At 64.4% G+C, this 20,083-nt stretch carries 17 protein-coding genes; 5 read left to right on the top strand and 12 right to left on the bottom strand.

The features are described from left to right. The first annotated feature begins 7 nt into the window (after positions 1–7). Genes LDO41_RS20405 through LDO41_RS20395 form a run of 3 tightly spaced genes read left to right on the top strand, consistent with a single transcriptional unit; the run spans position 8 to position 3,110 of the window. Positions 8–1,498, top strand: coding sequence for a class I adenylate-forming enzyme family protein (locus LDO41_RS20405; RefSeq protein WP_223991540.1), 1,491 nt, complete (start codon positions 8–10; stop codon positions 1,496–1,498). A gap of 11 nt (positions 1,499–1,509) precedes the next feature. Next, a complete protein-coding gene (locus tag LDO41_RS20400) occupies positions 1,510–2,292 on the top strand; it encodes a citryl-CoA lyase (RefSeq protein ID WP_223991539.1) in 783 nt (260 codons plus the stop codon). After that, a complete protein-coding gene (locus LDO41_RS20395) occupies positions 2,292–3,110 on the top strand; it encodes an SDR family NAD(P)-dependent oxidoreductase (protein WP_223991538.1) in 819 nt (272 codons plus the stop codon). Before LDO41_RS20400 ends, LDO41_RS20395 begins: the two co-directional genes overlap by 1 nt. Positions 3,111–3,168: 58 nt before the next feature. Here LDO41_RS20395 and LDO41_RS20390 read toward each other — a convergent pair whose 3' ends face one another. From LDO41_RS20390 to LDO41_RS20345, 10 genes are all read right to left on the bottom strand, one after another. Continuing rightward, positions 3,169–3,474, bottom strand: coding sequence for a DUF4148 domain-containing protein (locus tag LDO41_RS20390; protein ID WP_223991537.1), 306 nt, complete (start codon positions 3,472–3,474; stop codon positions 3,169–3,171). Between the two features lie 386 nt (positions 3,475–3,860). Beyond that, positions 3,861–4,772, bottom strand: coding sequence for a hypothetical protein (locus LDO41_RS20385; protein ID WP_223991536.1), 912 nt, complete (start codon positions 4,770–4,772; stop codon positions 3,861–3,863). Beyond that, positions 4,769–5,224 (bottom strand): DUF6932 family protein, encoded by a 456-nt coding sequence (locus LDO41_RS20380; RefSeq protein ID WP_223991535.1) that lies wholly within the window; start codon positions 5,222–5,224, stop codon positions 4,769–4,771. The genes LDO41_RS20385 and LDO41_RS20380 overlap by 4 nt, the downstream gene beginning before the upstream one ends. A gap of 326 nt (positions 5,225–5,550) precedes the next feature. Next, a complete protein-coding gene (locus tag LDO41_RS20375) occupies positions 5,551–6,747 on the bottom strand; it encodes a ribonucleotide-diphosphate reductase subunit beta (protein WP_223991534.1) in 1,197 nt (398 codons plus the stop codon). 64 nt (positions 6,748–6,811) lie between these two features. Continuing rightward, positions 6,812–9,754 carry a ribonucleoside-diphosphate reductase subunit alpha gene (locus LDO41_RS20370; RefSeq protein ID WP_223991533.1) on the bottom strand — a complete coding sequence of 981 codons (2,943 nt, stop codon included), beginning with the start codon at positions 9,752–9,754 and terminating at the stop codon, positions 6,812–6,814. Positions 9,755–10,272: 518 nt separating this feature from the next. After that, on the bottom strand, positions 10,273–10,863 hold the full coding sequence (gene ampD / locus LDO41_RS20365; protein WP_223991532.1) for a 1,6-anhydro-N-acetylmuramyl-L-alanine amidase AmpD: 591 nt from the start codon (positions 10,861–10,863) through the stop codon (positions 10,273–10,275). After that, entirely contained in the window at positions 10,856–12,526 is a 1,671-nt protein-coding gene (locus LDO41_RS20360) for a sigma-54-dependent transcriptional regulator (RefSeq protein WP_223991531.1), read from the bottom strand. Before LDO41_RS20360 ends, ampD begins: the two co-directional genes overlap by 8 nt. Positions 12,527–12,581: 55 nt before the next feature. Further along, positions 12,582–14,975 (bottom strand): MFS domain-containing histidine kinase, encoded by a 2,394-nt coding sequence (locus LDO41_RS20355; protein WP_223991530.1) that lies wholly within the window; start codon positions 14,973–14,975, stop codon positions 12,582–12,584. Beyond that, complete coding sequence (locus tag LDO41_RS20350) at positions 14,972–15,274, bottom strand: PP0621 family protein (RefSeq protein ID WP_223991529.1); 303 nt, start codon at positions 15,272–15,274, stop codon at positions 14,972–14,974. The genes LDO41_RS20355 and LDO41_RS20350 overlap by 4 nt, the downstream gene beginning before the upstream one ends. A gap of 10 nt (positions 15,275–15,284) precedes the next feature. Further along, complete coding sequence (locus LDO41_RS20345; protein WP_223991528.1) at positions 15,285–16,253, bottom strand: cytochrome C assembly family protein; 969 nt, start codon at positions 16,251–16,253, stop codon at positions 15,285–15,287. Between the two features lie 118 nt (positions 16,254–16,371). Between LDO41_RS20345 and ffh the strand changes: the two genes are divergently transcribed. Both ffh and LDO41_RS20335 read left to right on the top strand, forming a co-directional pair. Then, positions 16,372–17,766: a signal recognition particle protein gene (ffh, locus tag LDO41_RS20340; protein ID WP_223991527.1), complete on the top strand. Its 1,395-nt coding sequence runs from the start codon at positions 16,372–16,374 to the stop codon at positions 17,764–17,766. 61 nt (positions 17,767–17,827) lie between these two features. Beyond that, positions 17,828–18,370 carry a hypoxanthine-guanine phosphoribosyltransferase gene (locus tag LDO41_RS20335; protein WP_223991526.1) on the top strand — a complete coding sequence of 181 codons (543 nt, stop codon included), beginning with the start codon at positions 17,828–17,830 and terminating at the stop codon, positions 18,368–18,370. Positions 18,371–18,372: 2 nt separating this feature from the next. Here the strand turns inward: LDO41_RS20335 and LDO41_RS20330 are convergent, their stop codons facing one another. Both LDO41_RS20330 and LDO41_RS20325 read right to left on the bottom strand, forming a co-directional pair. Further along, complete coding sequence (locus tag LDO41_RS20330; protein ID WP_223991525.1) at positions 18,373–18,996, bottom strand: LysE family translocator; 624 nt, start codon at positions 18,994–18,996, stop codon at positions 18,373–18,375. A 94-nt stretch (positions 18,997–19,090) separates the two neighbouring features. Then, entirely contained in the window at positions 19,091–20,065 is a 975-nt protein-coding gene (locus LDO41_RS20325; protein WP_223991524.1) for a 2OG-Fe(II) oxygenase, read from the bottom strand. Positions 20,066–20,083 lie beyond the last annotated feature (18 nt).

Here is a 20,083-nt window from a genome sequence, read left to right as displayed (position 1 = left end):
ACCCTTTATGTTTCCGATTGATTTCTTCTGGCGCGCGGCCGATCGCTGGCCTGGCAACATCGCCATCGATGCGCCGGACGGCACCGTGACCTATCGCGTGCTGGCGGAACGCGTAGCGGCGCTGGCCACCGCGCTGCAGGCGCATGATCCCGCGCCGCAGAGCCGCGTGGGCATCTGCGCGGGCAACTCCGCCGCGCATCTGACGGTGCTGCTGGCCGTGCTCGCCAGCGGCAAGATCTGGGTGCCGCTCAATCCGAAGAGCACGCCGTTCGAGATTCGGCGCATCGTCGATGCCACCGAGCCGTCGATCCTCGTGTTCGATGCCGACTGTGCGGCGCTGCTGGACGGCGCGCCGGGGGAGCGTATTGCCACGCACGCGCTCGATGCGGAGATTCTGCGGCATGCGGGCGCAGCGCGTCCCGTGCTCTCGCTGGGGCGCGATGACACGCAGGCCATCAAGTTCACGGGCGGCACCACGGGTGCGCCCAAGGGCGTCATGCAGCCGTATCGCGCGTGGGTGGCCAATATCGTCAACCAGATCCACGTCTGGGGCTTCGACGAGCACGATCGATACGTCGTGGCGGCGCCGGTCACACATGGCACATCCACGTACGTCGTGCCGATCCTCGCGCAGGGCGGCTGTCACGTGATCATGGACGGTAGCGGCGCGGAAGCCGTGCGTACCGCGTTCCGCGAGCGCGGCGGCTCCATCGCCTTCATGCCGCCCACCCTGATCTACATGCTGATGGCGTTGCCGGGTGCCTCGCGTGCCGACTATCCATATCTGCGTCGGCTGATCTATGGCGGCGCGCCGATGCCTGCCGAGAAGCTGCGCGTCGCGCGCGAGTTCTTCGGGCCGGTGATGGCCACGACCTATGGCCAGACCGAGGCGCCGCAACTGCTGACCGTGATGCGGCCTGAAGACTTCGAGGATCCCGCCAACCTCGCAGCGGTTGGGCGTACCACTTGGTTCAGCGAGGTCGCGATCATGTCGCCCGAGGGCACGTTGTTGCCGACTGGTGAGGTGGGCGAAGTGGTGGCGCGGGGAGACCTGGTGATGACGGGCTACTGGCGTCTGCCCGAGCTGACGGCAAAGACCATCGTCGATGGTTGGCTACATACCGGCGACCGTGGGTTGATCGACGAGCGCGGCTTCCTGTATCTGAAAGATCGGCTCCGCGATGTCGTGATCACGGGTGGGTTCAATGTCTATCCGATCGATGTCGAGAATGCACTGGGACAGCACCCCGCCGTACACGAGAGCGCGGTGTTTGGCATTCCCGACGACAAGTGGGGCGAGGCCGTGCAGGCTGCCGTGCAATTGCGTGATGGCTGCGCCGCGACCGAAGACGAGTTGATCGCCCATGTGCGCGCACGGCTCGGGCCGGTGCAGACGCCCAAGCGCATCCACTTCCTTGCCAGCCTGCCGCGCTCGACCGTCGGCAAGGTACTCAAGACTTCCGTGCGCGACCTCGCGCTGGCACAGACTGCATCCTGAAGGAGACCGACATGGCTGCCAATGACACCCCCGTTACCCGCCTCTGCACACATACGCTGACGAGCCTGCATTACCGCGATGCCGATCTGGTCGAAGATCTGATGGGCAAGAAAACCTTCACCGAAGTCATGCTGATGCAGATCCTCGGCCGCGAACCGCGCGCGGTCGATATGCGCATCACCGACGTCGTGCTGATCGTGCTGATGGAGCATGGCCTGACGCCGAGCGCGATTGCCACGCGGCTGATCTACATGAGCGCACCGGAGAATCTGCAGGGTGCGGTCTCCGCGGGCCTGCTGGCGGTGGGGAGTTCATTCGTCGGTACGATGGAGAACTGCTCGCAACTGCTGGACCGTATTCTTGCCGCTGATGATCCCGATGCGGAAGCACTGGCGATCGCGCGACACTACAAGGCGCTGAAAAGCCCGGTTCCGGGCTTTGGACACCATCTGCACAAGCCCGTCGATCCGCGTGCGTACAAACTGCTAGAGCTCGGCCGCGCCGAGACTGAACTCGATGGCAAACACATTCGCGCACTCGAGCGTCTGTCCACCGCGGTTGATGAAGTGGCTGGGCGCCCGATCACGATCAACGCCACGGGCGCGGTGGCCGCACTGCTCGGCGAGATTGGCGTGCCGACCGCCGTCATGCGCGGCTTCGCGGTGATCTCGCGCGCCGCGGGGCTGGTCGCGCATATCGTCGAGGAACAGCAAAGCCCGTCCGGCCGATTTATCTGGGACACGGTCGAGCATGCGATTCCGTATGTTGGCGAGGGTGGCAAGGAACACGACTGATGACCACGACTGCCGCATTGTCACTAGGCCTGTCCGATCGCACAGTGTTCGTCGCCGGCGGCGGCTCGGCCGGCCCCGGCTGGAGCATCGGCCGCGCGGCGTGTGTCACCTATGCCCGCCTTGGTGCACGCGTCTGCGTCGCCGACCGCGATCGCACCTCCGCGGAGGAGACCACGCAGATCATCCGCAGCGAAGGCGGCACTGTCGACACCTTCGTGGGTGACATCGCCAATGAGGACGACGTGGTCCGCATGTTCGCCGAAGCCAAAGCCCGCTTCGGCGTCATCGACGTGCTCCACCGCAACGTGGGCATCGGCAAAACGGGCGGCCCGCTCGACACAAAGCTGGAGGACTTCGACCTCGCCCAATCGGTCAACGTCCGCAGTCTGCTGCTGGCCTCACGCCAGGTCCTGCCCGACATGATCGAACAGGGCCGCGGTTCCATCATCACGATCTCGTCGGTCGCCGGCCTGCGTTACCTCGGCTATCCGCACCTGTCGTACTGCGTCACCAAAGCCGCGGTGATCCAGTTCACCCGCATGCTCGCCCAGCAATACGCGGCCAATGGCATACGCGCCAACACCGTGGTCCCCGGCTTGATCGACACCCCGCGCATCGCCAACACGGTCGCCAAAATGTTCTCAGAAACCAGCCTCGACGAAGCCCGCGCCGCGCGCGCCAAACAAGTCCCGCTGGGCCGCATGGGCACCGCGTGGGACATCGCCAACGCCTGCGCCTTCCTGGCCTCCGACGCGGCAGCCTATGTCACCGGCACGGAACTGGTGGTGGATGGGGGACTGACGGGGAAGTTTGCGTGAGGTTGATTCGTCGCAACCACCCCGCCATTTTCAGAGTCGTCTCATATCCATCGAGCAATCAGCTTGCCGACCCTGCCTGCGGCGACAACTGCGTGGCCTGTTGCTCGGCGCGGCGCTTCGACTCCAGCTTGCGCTCCGCGCGCTGCAGCGACTCGGGGAAGCTGTCGTCTTGCAGGTCGTAGCCCACCGCGCGTAACTCGCTGAGTTCATTCATCAGGCTGGCATGCGTGACCGGCGCCGTCGCGTCGCGAGCGGCGGCCGTATCGGCGGCATGCGCACTAACGGAGAACGAGGCAGCGGCCAAGGCAACCGCAGCGGCAAGAACGCGCAAACGTGCGCCGGCGTTAAGGGTGTTGTTGCTCATGATGGGCTCCTGAAGTCGTTGGGTACCTGCAGATCGCGCCTCGCGTTTTGGTTTCGCGATCACTGCGATCAGTGACTTCAGTCTAGGAGTGCATCGGCGGCCGCCCTTGCCGATCCGTCTCGACGATTTGCCCGATCGTCTCAAGTGCGGGGTAGCTGCGTAGAAGAGAACGTCCCCCGGGGGCATGCTTGCGCAGAGGTCACACCGGGGGCACCCGTGACTTGAAAAGTACGCTCTTCGCAGCCCCATCGTAACCTTCGGACCAAAGCCGCAAGCAATTTCGTGAACCTACGATGAGTTTAAGCGGGGCGGCCGATCTAGAAGATCAGATGGCAAATGCGGAGATCAGCATTGACGCCCCATCCGTGATGACAGGGAAGCTGAGATCAAAGCACGTACTTCAAGTGCCTCGTGTAAATGTCCCGCTTCGCTACTGAATCTCTGTACTTGGCAGTAATCACTGCGACGCGAGCTGGTTTGGCAATGGTGAGCTTTTGCACTTCAGTGGTCAACGCAAGGGGATAGCGAACGACGATCTTGCCATCCTCGGTGCGCAACTCAAACCGTCCAGTGTCTTTGATCGCTGCGACAATTCCAGCTACCTCCTCTTCGTACTCTTCGGGATCCGTCATCGACTCGACCCAATTTCGGAAACGTACGATCTCGTCGCGCTTGCCATCCCATCGCCAACGACAAGATGGGGATTGCCAAGTAAGCTCTGCCGAAAAACCGGCCGCGTCGATGGCCTTGAGCGCTTCCGCAAGGCTGGATGCAGCCTTGCCGCCAATGGAGTCAGCGGCATCATGGAAGTCGTCCCGCGTAGCGGTTAGAAGCTTGAAGACATGCACCAGCGTGGCTTGGAGCAAGCTCTCGCCAGTGAGATCTGCGGCTCCATTCCCCGTGACAAATACCCGCGTAGATCCATAAGCCAACCCTGCTAACCGGAGATCCAGTAGGTCAGAAATTTCCGTGGCGACGCGCAAGTCATCACGGCCGTACCGCAGCCTGTGAGCCGCAGCCTTCCAGGCATACGTAAGCGGCTCCATGATCTTCACGAACGCATCAAGGGGTATGGACCCATCAGCTCGAGGACCGATGAATCGCAAGCCAATCAGTTCCCCCGCCTCATCGGCACGAGCAAGAGCCAGTTCGCGAGCAGCCTTTGCCGCTGCCTCGTGCTGAACCTTGACCGCAGCGCGGAGCCAAAAATCGTCGGGCGATTCCGAAGAAGCATCTGCAGTCTCCTTCGCAAACGCCGCCAGCGTCTTCGCGTGCTGCTCGAGAAATTTCGTGCTCACAGTGCGATCTCCACGAAGCCCTTCGCCGTAACTCTGTCATGGCAGAAACCAAATACCCCTGACCAGTACGCTTCACGCGTGAAGCGATCTCCGCTCCAGGGTCCCTCCAGATAGAAATCCAAGCTGAACTCTTTATCGACGTTGGCCTTATCCACAAGAGGGGCCAAAGCTGCCTCAACATCGGCACTCAGCGGCTCGACCGTCTTCGGATTCCACAAGATGCAATCGATATCGCTCGGCGCCGATTTCTCTGTCGTGATGGAACCATCGATCCAGACGACCCCTTTGACACCAAGCTCGCGAAGACGATGGACCCACGCTTCAAGCTTCGAGTACAACTCCTGCCGCCGGACATCAAACGGAAAACGCTCAATCGCCGTTACGCGAAACTGATCCAGCGTTACCTTGTGACGTCCTGGCGGCCAGAGGGGTGAATAGTCCTGCTTGGTCAAATGATGCTCCTATGACGGGCTCAACGGGCATCTACACAGGTTCGACATCTGAACATTAGCCGAGGCCCGCTGCTATTTGCGCGCCCTTCTGCGCAATGAGTCGCAAGGCTATCACTGTATGAATGTACAGCTCCATCATATAAACGCGAGATACGCGCTACTGCCGAACATGTGCCCGAGACCAATCCGGACAACCGCCAACGGCACGGTCAATTCGCTGACAGTGCATCTTTCAACCTCAGAAAAAAACAGGCGACGCCTTCCGCGTCGCCTGTCTTATGATCCGAAGCCGCGCTTTCCTCTCGGGAAAACCGGCAACAATCACCTCAATCCCACGATAAAGCCCCACCCGTCTGATACTCGATCACGCGGGTTTCGAAGAAGTTGCGTTCCTTCTTCAGGTCGATCATCTCGCTCATCCACGGGAACGGGTTTTCCTCGTTCGGGAACAGCTGCTCGAGGCCGATCTGCTGGCAGCGGCGGTTGCAGATGAAGCGCAGGTACGACTTGAACATCGGCGCATTCAGGCCCAGCACGCCGCGCGGCATGGTGTCCTCGGCGTAGCGGTACTCGAGGTCCACCGCTTCCTTGAACAGCTCGGTGATCTCGGCCTTGAACTCGGCGGTCCACAGGTGCGGGTTCTCGAGCTTGATCTGGTTGATCAGGTCGATACCGAAATTGCAGTGCAGCGACTCGTCGCGCAGGATGTACTGGTACTGCTCCGCAGCGCCGGTCATCTTGTTCTGACGACCCATGGCCAGAATCTGCGTGAAGCCCACGTAGAAGAACAGGCCTTCCATGATGCACGCGAACACGATCAGCGACTTCAGCAGCTTCTGGTCGTTCTCGGGCGTGCCGGTCTTGAACGACGGATCGGTCAGCGTGTCGATGAACGGAATCAGGAACTCGTCCTTGGCGCGGATCGACGCAACTTCGTGATATGCGTTGAAGATCTCGGCTTCATTGAGGCCAAGCGACTCCACGATGTACTGGTAAGCGTGCGTGTGGATGGCCTCTTCGAAGGCCTGACGCAGCAGGTACTGGCGGCACTCGGGCGCCGTGATCTGGCGGTACGTGCCCAGCACGATGTTGTTGGCGGCCAGCGAGTCGGCCGTCACGAAGAAGCCCAGGTTGCGCTTGATGATGCGGCGCTCGTCCTCGGTCAGCCCGTTCGGATCCTTCCACAGCGCGATGTCCCGCGACATGTTGATTTCCTGCGGCATCCAGTGGTTCGCGCAGCCGGCGAGGTACTTCTCCCACGCCCACTTGTACTTGAACGGCACCAGCTGGTTGACGTCGGTGGAACCGTTGATCACGCGCTTGTCAGCGGCGTTCACACGGCGCGAGGCCTGATCGCCCGATGCCGGCAGATTACCGAGGATACCGGTCGGCTGCGTAGCGGCCGGCGGCAATACGCCCTGCTCGTCCGCGGTCGTGCGCGAGGTAGGCTGCAATGCAGGTTGCAGGGCAGGCTGCGGCGCAGCTTGAGGCGTGGCTTGAACGTCGTCGTCCCAGCTCAGCATAGTTGTTCTCCGATAGTTCTGAATGTGCGAGGCCGATTCGCAAACCGGCCTCGCATGGTGGCCTTTACTGGCAGGCTTCGCACTCGTCAAAGCCTGCGTCGCCCGGACGCATCGTGCAGACCGCGCCTTCGGCTTCCGGCATGGCAGGCGCCGCGGCGGCCGCCTTTTCCAGTGCGGAGGCGCCGCTGGTCTCGGCGCCCGAAGACACCGAGTTCAGCGAACCGCGCGACACAGTGGACTTCTCCACGTGCGTGGCAGCCATGGTGCGCAGGTAGTACGTGGTCTTGAGACCGCGCACCCACGCCAGCTTGTAGGTGTCGTCCAGCTTCTTGCCCGACGCGCCGGCCATGTAGATGTTCAGCGACTGCGCCTGATCGATCCACTTCTGACGACGGCTGGCGGCTTCCACGAGCCACGACGGTTCCACTTCGAACGCGGTGGCATAGATCTCGCGCAGATCCTGCGGAATGCGGTCGATGCGGGCCAGCGAGCCATCGAAGTACTTGAGGTCGGCAACCATCACCTCGTCCCACAGGCCGCGGGCCTTCAGGTCGCGAACCAGGTAATCGTTGACCACCGTGAACTCGCCCGACAGGTTCGACTTCACGTACAGGTTCTGGAACGTCGGCTCGATACAGGCCGACACGCCGATGATGTTCGAGATCGTCGCGGTCGGTGCAATCGCGATGCAGTTCGAGTTACGCATGCCGTGCTGCTTGATGCGTGCGCGCAGCGCGTCCCAGTCCATCGTCGAGGACAGGTCCACATCGAGGTAACCACCACGCTCGTCGGCCAGCAGCTTCAGCGAGTCCTGCGGCAGGATGCCACGATCCCACAGCGAACCCGTGTAGGTGCTGTAGCGGCCGCGCTCTTCAGCCAGTTCGGTCGAAGCCTGGTACGCGTAGTAGCACACCGCTTCCATCGACGTATCGGCAAACTTCACCGCGGCGTCGCTGGCGTAGGCCACGCGCTGCACGTGCAGGCAGTCCTGGAAGCCCATGATGCCCATGCCAACCGGACGGTGACGCAGGTTGGAATTGCGCGCCTTGTCCACCGCGTAGTAGTTGATGTCGATCACGTTGTCGAGCATGCGCATCGCGGTACGAACCGTCTTCTGCAGCTTGTCGTGATCGAGCACGTACGAACCGTCAGCCTGTTGCTTCAGGTGCGCGACCAGATTGACCGAGCCCAGGTTGCAGACGGCGATCTCGCTGTCGTTCGTGTTGAGCGTGATCTCGGTGCAGAGGTTGGAGCTGTGCACCACGCCCACGTGCTGCTGCGGGCTGCGGATGTTGCACGGATCCTTGAACGTGATCCACGGATGGCCGGTCTCGAACAGCATGCCCAGCATCTTGCGCCACAGTTGCTGCGCCGGAAGCTTCTTGAACAGCTTGATCTCGCCGCTGGCGGCCTTGGCTTCGTAGCCGAGGTAGGCCGTCTCGAACGCCTTGCCCACCTTGTCATGCAGGTCCGGGCAGGTGGCCGGCGAGAACAGCGTCCAGTCGCCGCCTTCCATCACGCGCTTCATGAACAGGTCCGGAATCCAGTTGGCCGTGTTCATGTCGTGCGTGCGGCGACGATCGTCACCGGTGTTCTTGCGCAGCTCGAGGAATTCCTCGATGTCCAGGTGCCACGTCTCCAGGTACGCGCACACCGCGCCCTTGCGCTTGCCGCCCTGGTTCACGGCCACGGCCGTGTCGTTGACCACCTTCAGGAACGGCACCACGCCCTGGCTCTTGCCGTTGGTGCCCTTGATATGCGAGCCCAGCGCGCGCACGTTGGTCCAGTCGTTGCCCAGACCGCCCGCGAACTTCGACAGCAGCGCATTTTCCTTGAGCGCTTCGTAGATGCCTTCGAGGTCGTCCGACACCGTGGTCAGGTAGCACGAGGACAGCTGCGAACGGCGCGTACCCGAGTTGAACAGCGTCGGCGTGGACGACATGAAGTCGAACGACGACAGCAGTTGATAGAACTCGATCGCGCGCGCTTCACGGTCCTTCTCTTCAAGCGCCAGGCCCATGGCCACACGCATGAAGAAGGCCTGCGGCATCTCGATGCGCGCTTCCTCCACGTGCAGGAAGTAGCGGTCGTACAGCGTCTGCAGGCCGAGGTAGTTGAACTGGAAGTCGCGCGAAGCGTCCAGCGCGGCGCCCAGGCGGGTCAGGTCATACGTGGCCAGCTTCTCGTCGAGCAGCTCGGCCTCGATACCGCGCGCGATGAACTTCGGGAAGTATTCGGCGTAACGCACCGACATCTCGGCCTGCGTCACTTCGGTACCGAGGATTTCCTTGCGAATCGTATGCAGCAGGATGCGCGCGGTCACCTGGCTGTAGGCCGGGTCCTTTTCGATCAGCGTACGCGCGGCGAGAATCGCCGAGTCGTAGACCTGCGTCAGCGGCACGCCGTCATACAGGTTCTTGAGCGTTTCCTTCAGGATCGGCTCGGCGCTCACGCTCTCGCCCAGACCGCTGCAGGCGGTGTCGATCATCTCGTGCAGCGCCGCCAGATCCAGCACGCGCACGACGCCACCGTCGGTCACGTTGACGGCCACGCCGCCAGCTTCCTGCACGCGGGCCACGGCCTGCGCGTTGGCCTGCGCGCGTTCCTGCGAACGCTTCTCGCGATACAGCACGTAGGCACGGGCCACTTCATGTTCGCCCGAGCGCATCAGCGCCAGTTCCACGTGGTCCTGCACGTCCTCGATATGGAACGTGCCGCCGTTCGGGCGGCTGCGCAGCAGCGCGCGCACCACGGACTGGGTCAGCTGCTCGGTGAGCTCGCGCACACGCGCGGAGGCAGCACCGGTACCGCCGTTGACGGCCAGGAAGGCCTTGGTCACGGCGACGGAAATCTTGCTCGGCTCGAACGCCACGACGGCGCCATTGCGGCGAATGATCTTGTAGTCCTGGTAACCCGTACCCGCAGCGGCGGAGTTGGACTGCGACGTGCCGGCTGCGCCGACAACGCTCGATACGCCAGTGGCGAGTTCGTTCTGGGCCGTTTGCATGAGGTCGTTTCCCCTTGTGTATTTGGAAGTGACAAAGTCCCTAGCAAAATGCGCTTCAGAAGACACTCTCGGTTCCGGCTTTGCCGGGCGAGAACCCAACTGCACTGGCGATCATTCTGCTAGGGACTCTGGTATTGCCCCGACCCTTCCGCTGCTGAGGCACTGGCAGCACATCTCTGGTGCGCCGCGGGCCATACATTAGGGTCGGTACCTGGAGGGGACCACTAGATATTGTGGTCGCCTCGAAAAACTGGGCTAAGTATAGTGAATCGCCCGCAGATGAACAGTCTTGACAAAGGCCATTTACCCCTCTGTTCTCCGGATGCGGCAGCGCCACATTCCCGCCAGCCGCGATACGCCAAGGGATGCGGGCTTATCGTCCGCTGCCGCACACAATTTTTAAATATTTTTCTATGGCGAAAAGGCGACGATAGGCCTACCCGGAACGGGGCATTACGCACGCGATTTGCGCACAGGAACCGAGGATGCTACGAAGCGGAGCAAGTAAGTTCCGCGCCCTATGGCTGGTACGGCAGCATGCCCGCCGGCAGATCGGCAAGCTTCGCCAGCCGATTCCAATCGAAGTGCGGACCGGGGTCAGTCTTGCGGCCGGGGGCAATATCGCTATGTCCGGCCAGCGCCGTAATCGGATAAGCCAGTTGCAGGGCCCGGACGAGCGCCGCGGCCGTTTCATACTGGGCCGCGGTGAACGGCACCTCGTCGGTGCCCTCGATCTCGATACCGATCGAGAAATCATTGCAACGCTGGCGACCACAGAAGGCGGACTGCCCCGCGTGCCACGCGCGTTGCGTGCAGGCGACAAACTGCACAAGCTCGCCATCGCGCGCGATCAGGAAGTGCGCCGACACCTGAACGTCACGAATCTGTTCGAAGAACGGGTCGCGCGTGACGTCGAGCCGGTTCTGGAAGAACGCCTCGATGTCGCCGGTACCGAACTGGCCCGGCGGCAGACTGATGTTGTGGATCACGACGAGATCGGTCGGCAGATCCGCCGGCCGCGCGTCGAAATTCGGCGACGGCACATGCCGCGCGGCGGGCACCCACCCGTCCACGCTCGGCATGAAGTCCGCGCCAGACACCTCAGCCATCGCGCCCCTCCCCCTCGGGCAGCGTCTCGGCATTGGCATCGCTATTGTCGTCGCGTCCATCGCGCCCCTCGCGCTCGTCGCGGATCTCCAGTTGCTGGATGCGATAGCGCAGCTGCCGGAAATTGAGGCCGAGCAGCGGCGCCGCCGCGGTGCGATTGAAACCGGTCTGCCGCAACGCCCGCAGGATCAGCTCGCGCTCGATGGCCTCGAGCCGTGCGGGCAGATCGATCGGGAAGCTGATATCGCCCAGTGCCGCTGCGAGCGGATCGTCCGCCACGGGCGCCGGCTCGGCTTCCGTTGCGAACTCGGGAAAACTGGGCACGGGCGCCATCGGTGGCATGGATGGTGGCAGCGCGCCAGTGGGCGCAGCCGTCCATCCCGGCATGGTGCCCCACACCGGGTACGCGTTCGACACCACCGGCGGCATCGGCGGCGGCTGCAGCATCGTGGCGCGCTCCATCCCCGCTTCCAACGGCCCCAGGTCCGCCACGTCGATCTCCTCGCCCTCCGCAAACGCGTAGGCGCGCTCGAGCAGATTCTCGAGCTCGCGCACGTTGCCGGGGAACGGATACGCCGCCAGCCGCGCCAGCGCCGCGCGCGCCAGCCGGCGCGGATGCGCATCGCCATAGCGCACCGCCAGATGCTCGAGAATCGCGCGCGCCAGCACCGGCACGTCCTCGGCGCGCTCGCGCAGCGTCGGCATGCGCAGCTCCAGCACGTTCAACCGGTAATACAAATCCTGCCGGAACGAACCGGCCGCGACCATCGCCGCCAGGTCCTTGTGGCTCGCGCACATGACGCGCACGTCCACCACATCTTCCTTGCTCGCGCCGATCTTGCGCACGCGCCGTTCCTGCAGCGCGCGCAGCAGCTTGACCTGCATCGCCAGCGGCAGGTCCGCCACCTCGTCCAGCAACAGCGTGCCGCCATTGGCGGCCTGGAAGAAGCCGCCGCGCTCGGCATCGGCGCCCGTGAACGCGCCCTTCACGTGGCCGAAGAATTCCGATTCCATCAGAGATTCGGGAATCGCACCGCAGTTGACCGCAACGAACGGATGCGCGGCCCGCGCGCTTACCGCGTGGATCGCCCGCGCCGCGCGCTCCTTGCCGCTGCCGGACTCCCCGCTGATCACCACCGGCGCCATGCTGCGGGCCAGCCGCGACAGCGAGCGCCGCACTTCCTGCATCGCCGCCGACAGGCCGGGCAGCAACCCCATCATGCGTTCGGCCAGCTCACTCGCTTCCGACGTCTCCGAGGTCGCACTGTGACCGCCATCGCTCTGCTTGCGGCCAAGCGCATTGAGAATCAGCGTACGCAGCTGGTCAAGCGAGACCGGCTTGGCGATGTAGTCGAACGCGCCAGCTTTGAGCGCATCCACCGCGTTGTCGGCGCTGCCATACGCGGTGATCACCGCCACCGGCACGCGCTCGGGCGAGGCGGACAGCTGCCGCACGATGTCGATACCGAGTCCATCGCCCAGGCGCATATCGGTCAGCACCAGGCTGTAGCGACGCTCGGCCAGCCTCTGGCGCGCCTCTGCGAGAGAGCCAGCCATTACTACGTCATGCCCCATCCGGCGCAGCGAGATCTCGAGCAGCTCGCGCAGGTCGGCCTCGTCGTCGATAACGAGAATCGGATCGAGGGCAGGCGGTCGGACAGGCATGAAGGTAGGAAGGGGATCGTGGTTCTATCGGCCCGACGGGCCCGGTCGCCGGTACTCAGTTACCGGCAGCCACATTATGGGTATCGTCGGGGGTATCGATGCGCATCGTCAGCACAAATGCTTTGGCCGGGAGTGTATCGCGACCGCCCGGTGCAAGCACCCCCGTGCGCTCCAGCAACGTCTCGAGCATGATGGTGCCGTAACGCACCTGCGCATCGTTGGCCCCGCACAGCTCGCGCGCCATGAACAGCCCGAGCCCCGTCCCCTGTGCGTTGCTGGTGAAGAACGGCTCGAACAGGCTGCGCTGATGTTCGCGCGAAACCTCCGCGCCATCGTTCCAGACAATCAGCTCGGCGTGGTGCTGATCCAACGCATGCGCCAGCAACCGGATCGAGCCGGGCAGGCGGCTGCCGTAACGCCAGGCGTTGTCGAGCAGATTGCCCAGCACCTGCTGCAATTGCGAGGCGTCGAAGATCACCGGCTGCGCCAGATCCACCGTGATGCGGATGGCATTCGCGTTGATGTCGGCGCGCGTTCCGTCCGCCCGCGTGCCCGCGCGCGAACGCATTTCCAGGCGCCAGCGATCGACGATCTCCGGCAGCGCCTGCGCCAGCTTCACCGCACTGTGTCCCGTGCGTGGCCGCCGCGACAGCTGCAGCACGTCGGACACCACCTGATCCAGCCGGCGCACGTTATCGCTGATGATGCGCAGCAGGCGCGCATCGACGTCGCCGCCTTCGGTTCTGCCGCCGTCCCGCTCATCCCGTCCGTCCCGCATGCCCTCATGCACGCCCTCGCCCGCGCGCCGCACGGAATCGGCCCTTACCGAATCGGCCAGCAGCTCGTTGGCCTGGCTGATGGCCGCCAGCGGATTGCGAATCTGGTGCGCCACGCTCGCCACCAGCCGGCCCATCGCCGCGAGCTTCTCCTGCTGGACCTGCTCGGCAATGCGCTCCCAGCTTTCGATATGCACCAGCAGCGTGTCCCGCATCTCGCTGCGTAGCAATGCCTCGTCCTCCGCGCTCCAGGCCATCGCCTCGTTCTGCGCGATCGCCAGCCGCATGCGCGCCGCGGTCTCGGGCGACAGATCGTTCCATCCCTCTGTATCGAGCGTGGACGGCACCGTGTACGCGTGCGACAGCGTCGAGCGCACACCCGCCAGTCCCGGCAACACGAAACGCAGACGCAGGCGGGTATGGAACATCGGTCCGCCCGCCGATGGCTGCGACGGCAGCGGCAGCAATTGCAGGATGCGCGGTACGTCGTCCTTCGTGCGCAGCCAGTCGCGCAGCATCTCCATCAGCGGCTGCAGCCGCGGAATGCGACGAAGGTCGAACAGCGCGCCATCGCGCTCGCCCGCCCGCACCTGGCCTTCGCGCAGCCGCTCGTGCGGCTGCACACCCAGCAGCACCACCGCGGCCGGATTGGCGGCCACCACGGCGCCATTGGCGCGCACCAGCATCACGCCATCCTGCATGTCGTTGACGAGCAGCCGGTTGACCAGCTGCTGCATGCGCAATTCGTGCTCGCGCGCGAGCGCCAGCTGCTCCTGCGCGATCTGCCGGTTGGCCAGCATGTGCATCACGAACGCGGCGATCATGAACACCAGGCTGAACAGTCCGGAGCCAAGCAGGTCCGCGTCCGCCTGGCGCGACAGCAGCGTATGGACGAACGGCTCGCTCATCACGACCAGCGCCGACATCGCCGCCGTGAACAGCGCGAATGGCAGGCTCGTCAGTGCGCCCGCCTCGAGCGCGGGCAGCAGGAAGATCATCGCCACGCCCTCGCCGTGGCTGCCCTTGGTCAGCACGAGGAAAACCGCGGCCAGCATCAGCAGGTCCAGCAACACCTCGACGCGCACGCGTAACTGGAACCGCCGACGCCAGAACGCCGCCCCGGCCAGCAAGATGCCGACGACCAGGTAGGGCACGATCGCCGGCATCGCATTGTTCAGCCGCATGCTCCCTTCGGCGGCGGCCAGCACGCGCGCGTTGCGATCGAGCGGCAGCCACGCGTAGCCCAGCAGCAGCAACGCCACCGCAAGCCGCGTCCAGCAGAAATAGCGCAGCAGGCGCCAATGGAACTCGGGCGGCTCGGGTTGCTGCCACAACTGCCGCAGCACGCTGCCGCCGCGCAGCGACGAGCCCTTGGCTCGCGCCTCAGGCCGCGCCTTTGGCGGGGCCTTCGATGAGGACTTCGGTATGACTTTCGGTGAGGCCTTCGGTGAACCGGTGGTGGCCCCGGTGGTGGCCCCGGTGGTGGCCCCGGTGGTGGCCCCGTTGGTGGCCCTGCTAGTCGCCCCGCTGGTCGGCCTGTTTGTCGGCCTGTTTGTCGCCCCACCGGGCGCCACCTTCGCGGAGGCATTCGCCGCGCCCTGCTGTGTTCCGCCGGGCGCTCCCTGGCCGACCGTTGCGGCCTTCGACGGCCGTGCCTCGGGCGGCTTGCTCATGCGCGCCCGCCGGGTTCGGTGGGTTCGGGCAGATGGCTGCGGCGGCAGTAATGCAACCCCTGCCAGCCGATCGCCTCGCCACGCGGCAGGTGCACGCCGCAGTGGGCGCACTGGACCATCGGCTCCATCTCGTCGTCCGCGCCGCGCGGCCGGTCATGGCCGCGCGCGGCCGCATCGGGCCGCGAGTCCGACCGTGGGTCGGGTTGCGCGCGCGAGCGCGTCTGGCGCGTCCCCGCGCGGTCGCGCAGCCACCAGAGAATGCCAAGCACGATGGCCAGCAGGATCAGGATTCTTGCCATGAGGCGCCGCTCAGGTGAGGCGATGCAGGATGACTTCGAGTACGAAGCGGCTGCCGACGTACGCCAGCAGCAGGATGCCAAACGACGCGATAACCCAGCGCAGCGCGGTGCGCCCGCGCCAGCCGCGGAAATGACGGCCGATCAGGATGCCGCCGAACATCGCCCACGAAATGATCGCGAACACGGTCTTGTGGTCGATGCGAAACGCGCGGCCAAACAACTCCTCGGAGAACAGGAAGCCCGAGGCAATCGTCAACGTCAGCAGCAGAAAGCCCGCGCCGATCAGCCGGAACAGCAGCTTCTCGAGCGTCAGCAACGGCGGCAGCAGATCGAGCCAGCGGCCGAGCCACTGTCCCTGCACGCGCTCATTCCCGCCAACATGGGTGGGCGAGCCCTGGAAACCGTGCAGCCGGCGCTCGGCCAGCAGCATCAGGAACGCGTGAAACGCCGCCAGCGTGAACAGCCCATATGCCACGTTGGCAATGATGAAATGCAGCTTGAACAGCGGCCGCGCGGCGTAGCCAAGGATCTGCGCGCCTGGAAACGCCAGCGGCATCAGGCTCGCGATCAGCGCCACCGGCTCCACAATCAGCCCGAGCCCGGCCAGCGAAAAGAAAAAGCTCTCGATCCAGTAAATGCCGATGCCGAGCCAGAGCATGGCCGACAGCGCGAACGCGAAGCCGAACACCATGCGGTCGGCCGGGAAAATCGTCTCATGCAGCAGCAGGCCATGGCTGGCCAGCGCCGCCAGCATCAGCACGTGCCACCAGGCCGGCTGGCTGTCCGACCGGGCCCCGCCGGACGGTCCGGCGAGCGGCGTGCCCAGCCCGCCAGGAGACGGCAGGGTCGCGGAAGCCGCGCCGGGCTGGCCCAGCGGCACGCCGCCCGCGGCCGCCAGCCGGGGATGACGCGTCGACCAGCCGTGGAACGCCAGCGCGCAATAGAGAAGTGCCGTCAGGGCATACAGTACAATGACCATTTGCGCAGTTTACCTTAGTGCCCTTGTTGGCGGCTTTCCCAGGTGCATGCCCCTGCGACTGCCGTGGACGAACGTCGCACAGGCGCCTCACACTAGCCGGAACTTCCCCCTTTCTGCCATGCTGGACAACCTCACTCAACGCCTGGCGCGGGTCGTCAAGACCATGCGCGGCGAGGCCCGACTGACCGAGGCCAATACCGCCGAGATGCTGCGCGAAGTGCGCCTTGCCATGCTCGAGGCCGACGTCGCGCTGCCGGTCGTGCGCGAATTCATTGCCCGCGTCAAAGAAAAGGCGCTCGGCGAAGACGTGGTCTCCAGCCTGACCCCTGGCCAGGCGCTGGTCGGCGTGGTCCAGCGCGAGCTGACGGCGGTCATTGGCGGCGAAGAAGCCGTTACCGCCGGAAACAAGGCCGGCGAGCTCAACCTCAACGTCCAGCCGCCCGCGATCATCCTGATGGCCGGCCTGCAGGGCGCCGGCAAGACGACTACCGTCGGCAAGCTCTCCAAGTGGCTCAAGGAGACAAAGAAGAAGAAGGTGCTGACGGTCTCGTGCGACGTGTACCGCCCCGCCGCTATCGCCCAGCTGAAAACCGTGTCGGAGCAGGTCGGCGCGGACTTCTTCCCGTCGCAGCCCGACCAGAAGCCCGTCGATATCGCGCGCGCGGCCATGGACTGGGCCCGCAAGCATTATCACGACGTGCTGATCGTCGATACGGCCGGCCGGCTCGGTATCGACGAGGCGATGATGAAGGAAATCGCCGCGCTGCACGCTGAACTCAAGCCCGCCGAAACGCTGTTCGTGGTGGACGCGATGCTCGGTCAGGATGCGGTCAACACCGCCAAGGCCTTCAACGACACGCTGCCGCTGACCGGCGTGGTGCTGACCAAGCTCGACGGCGATGCGCGCGGCGGTGCCGCGCTATCGGTACGCCATGTGACCGGTCGTCCGATCAAGTTTGTCGGCGTCGGCGAAAAGCTCGATGGTCTGGAGCCGTTCTATCCGGACCGCATGGCGCAGCGGATCCTCGGCATGGGCGACATCCTCGCGCTGGTCGAGGAAGCGCAGCGCGGCGTCGATATGGACGCCGCCGAGAAGCTCGCCAAGAAGATCAAGAAGACCGGTGGATTCGACCTTGAAGACTTCAAGGCTCAGATCGGCCAGATGAAGAAGATGGGCGGCATCGGCAGCCTCGTGGACAAGCTGCCCGCGCAGTTTGCGCAGCAGGCCCAGGGCGCCAATATGGATCAGGCCGAGAAGCAGGTGCGCCGCATGGAAGGCATCATCAACAGCATGACGCCGACCGAGCGCGCCAAGCCGGAACTGATCAAGGCCAGCCGCAAGCGCCGCATCGCGGCGGGCGCCGGCGTGCCGGTGCAGGAAGTCAACCGCCTGCTGAACCAGTTCGACCAGATGCAGGGCATGATGAAGAAGCTCAAGGGCGGCGGCATGATGAAGATGATGCGCCAGATGGGTGCGATGAAGGGCGGCATGAAGGGCCTGTTCAATCGCTGATCGCCGAGCTGCCGCGCCAACCGCTTCTTCCCTATCTCCATCCGCACAAAGGACACACACCATGTTGACCGCAGAACAGGCTCGCGAACTGTGGGCCAGCTCCGAGGAAATCGTCAGCGCCGCGGAAGTCCAGGAATCGCTGGACCGCATGGCGGCCGAGATCACCGCCAGCATGGGTAACGAGTTTCCGCTGGTGCTGTCCGTGATGGGCGGCGCGGTCGTCTTCACGGGCATGTTGCTGCCCAAGCTGCAGTTCCCGCTGGAATTCGACTATATCCACCTCTCGCGCTACAACAACAAGACGGTGGGTGGCGAGATGCAGTGGCGCGTGGCGCCGAGGGAATCGGTCAAGGATCGCGTGGTGCTCGTGCTCGACGACATCCTCGACGAGGGCGAGACCATGGCCGCCATCCGCGAACGCATCATGGATATGGGCGCAAAGGAATTCCACGCGGCCGTGCTGTGCGAGAAGACGCTGACCAAGCTGAAGCCGATGCATCCGGATTTCTGTGGCTTCAAGGTGCCGGACCGCTATGTCTTCGGCTGCGGTATGGATGCCAAGGGCTACTGGCGCAATCTCGGCACCATCCGCGCGCTACTCTGAAGTCAGGCGTGGTGGCCGCCTAAAATCGGCCACAGTGACGCCAGCAGCAACAGCGCCATGGTCACGTTGAAGACGCGCAGCACGCGCGGCGAGGCCAGCCAGCGGCGCAGCGCCGAGCCGAATACCGCCCACATCGCCACGCTGGGCAGGTTGATCACCGCGAAGACAGCGGCCATCAGCAGCACGTTGAGCCAGACATTGCCGTGCAGCACATAGGTGCTGCACGCGCCCACCGCCATCACCCACGCCTTCGGATTTACCCACTGGAATGCGGCCGCGCGCAGGAAGGTCATCGGGCGCGCGACTTCGCGATCCTGCATGCCGCCGGATGTCGCGAGCTTCCACGCCAGCCACACCAGATACACGGCCGCCACCGCGCGCAGCACGTGCCAGGTCCACGGCAACGCCGTAAAGATCGAGCCCAGCCCGAGCCCCACCAGCGCGACCATCAGCGAAAAGCCGATGCTGATACCGAGCAGATGCGGCACGGTACGCGCAAACCCAAAGTTCACGCCCGACGCCAGCACCATGGTGTTGTTGGGCCCGGGGGTGATCGAGGAAACGAGAGCGAACGCGCAGAACGCGGCGAACATGCCGGAGCCGGCAACAAGGTGCTCGAGGGCCATGGGATTCCAGAGGCAATGAGGATGGAATACCCAAGTCCAGGCGTCGAGGCCTATACAGTACCGGTACGGTTTAACTAAAAGGTGCCGGTACGGGTCAGATCGAACTGCGGTACGGATGCTCGCGCAGCCATTTGGTGGCGATCCACTTCTCGCCGGCTTCCACCGGCAGGCCCGCATGCAGCGTGCGATCGTCGAGACCGCCATCCGGCAACTGGTAGCTGAAGAACACCGCATTGCCCTTGACCGGCGCCACTTCGAGCCCGAGCTTCGGGAACGCCGTGGCCCCGCCCGCTGGCGGACTGTTGAGGTAGATCACGAGCGTCGCCACGCGCTGGCCGCCAACGCGCAACTGACGCGCCTCGCCCGGACGCTGCGGATTGAAGTAGTCGAAGTGCGGCTGATACTCGCCGCCCGGCTTGTAGTTCAGAATCTGCAATCCTTCACCATGTTCGACCGGCAACCCGGTCACTACGGCGATGCGGGCCTCGATGCGTTCGATCAGCGCATGTTCGCCTACCTGGAACATCGCGCCCATGCTCGTGCGCGCATCGATCAGATTCTCGTCACCGGTATCGGGATTGACCACGGGCGAGCGCTCGAGGCGTCCGCGCGACAACGCGACCAGCGCATCGCACTCGGCGTCGGTCAGCAGGTTCTGCAGCAGCAGCACGCGCGGTGCTTCCAGCGCGAACAGAATCGGAATCGAGTGACCGAGGTGCCGGAACACATTGCCACCCGGCTGCGCGTTCTCGGTCTGTGCCGACGCTTGAGATGACGGCGACTGCAGCAACTGCGATGCATGCAGTGCGGATGAACTCGCGGAGCTCGTCGCCGCCCGCGAGGTACTCGGCGCGGCATTGTGCGCGCTCATCGGCGGCGTCGCGGTCGGCGGCATCGGCAGGCCCAATGCCGCAGCGACCGTATCGCGTGCAAACGATGCCTCGTAGCCCGAGCGCAGCATGGAACGAACCAGTGCCTCGGCGGTGAACCCCTGTTCGATATGGCGCGCCAGCCAGCGCTCCAGCTCGGGCGAGGAGGAGCAATAGCCGCCCTTCGTCTCGATGGTCATGATCGCGTGCTTGTCTGC

This window comes from Cupriavidus pampae, from assembly GCF_914271485.1.
In the GTDB taxonomy this organism is placed as follows: domain Bacteria; phylum Pseudomonadota; class Gammaproteobacteria; order Burkholderiales; family Burkholderiaceae; genus Cupriavidus; species Cupriavidus pampae.
Note: the sequence above shows the minus strand (reverse complement) of the source record. Positions and strands in the feature narration are given on the sequence as shown.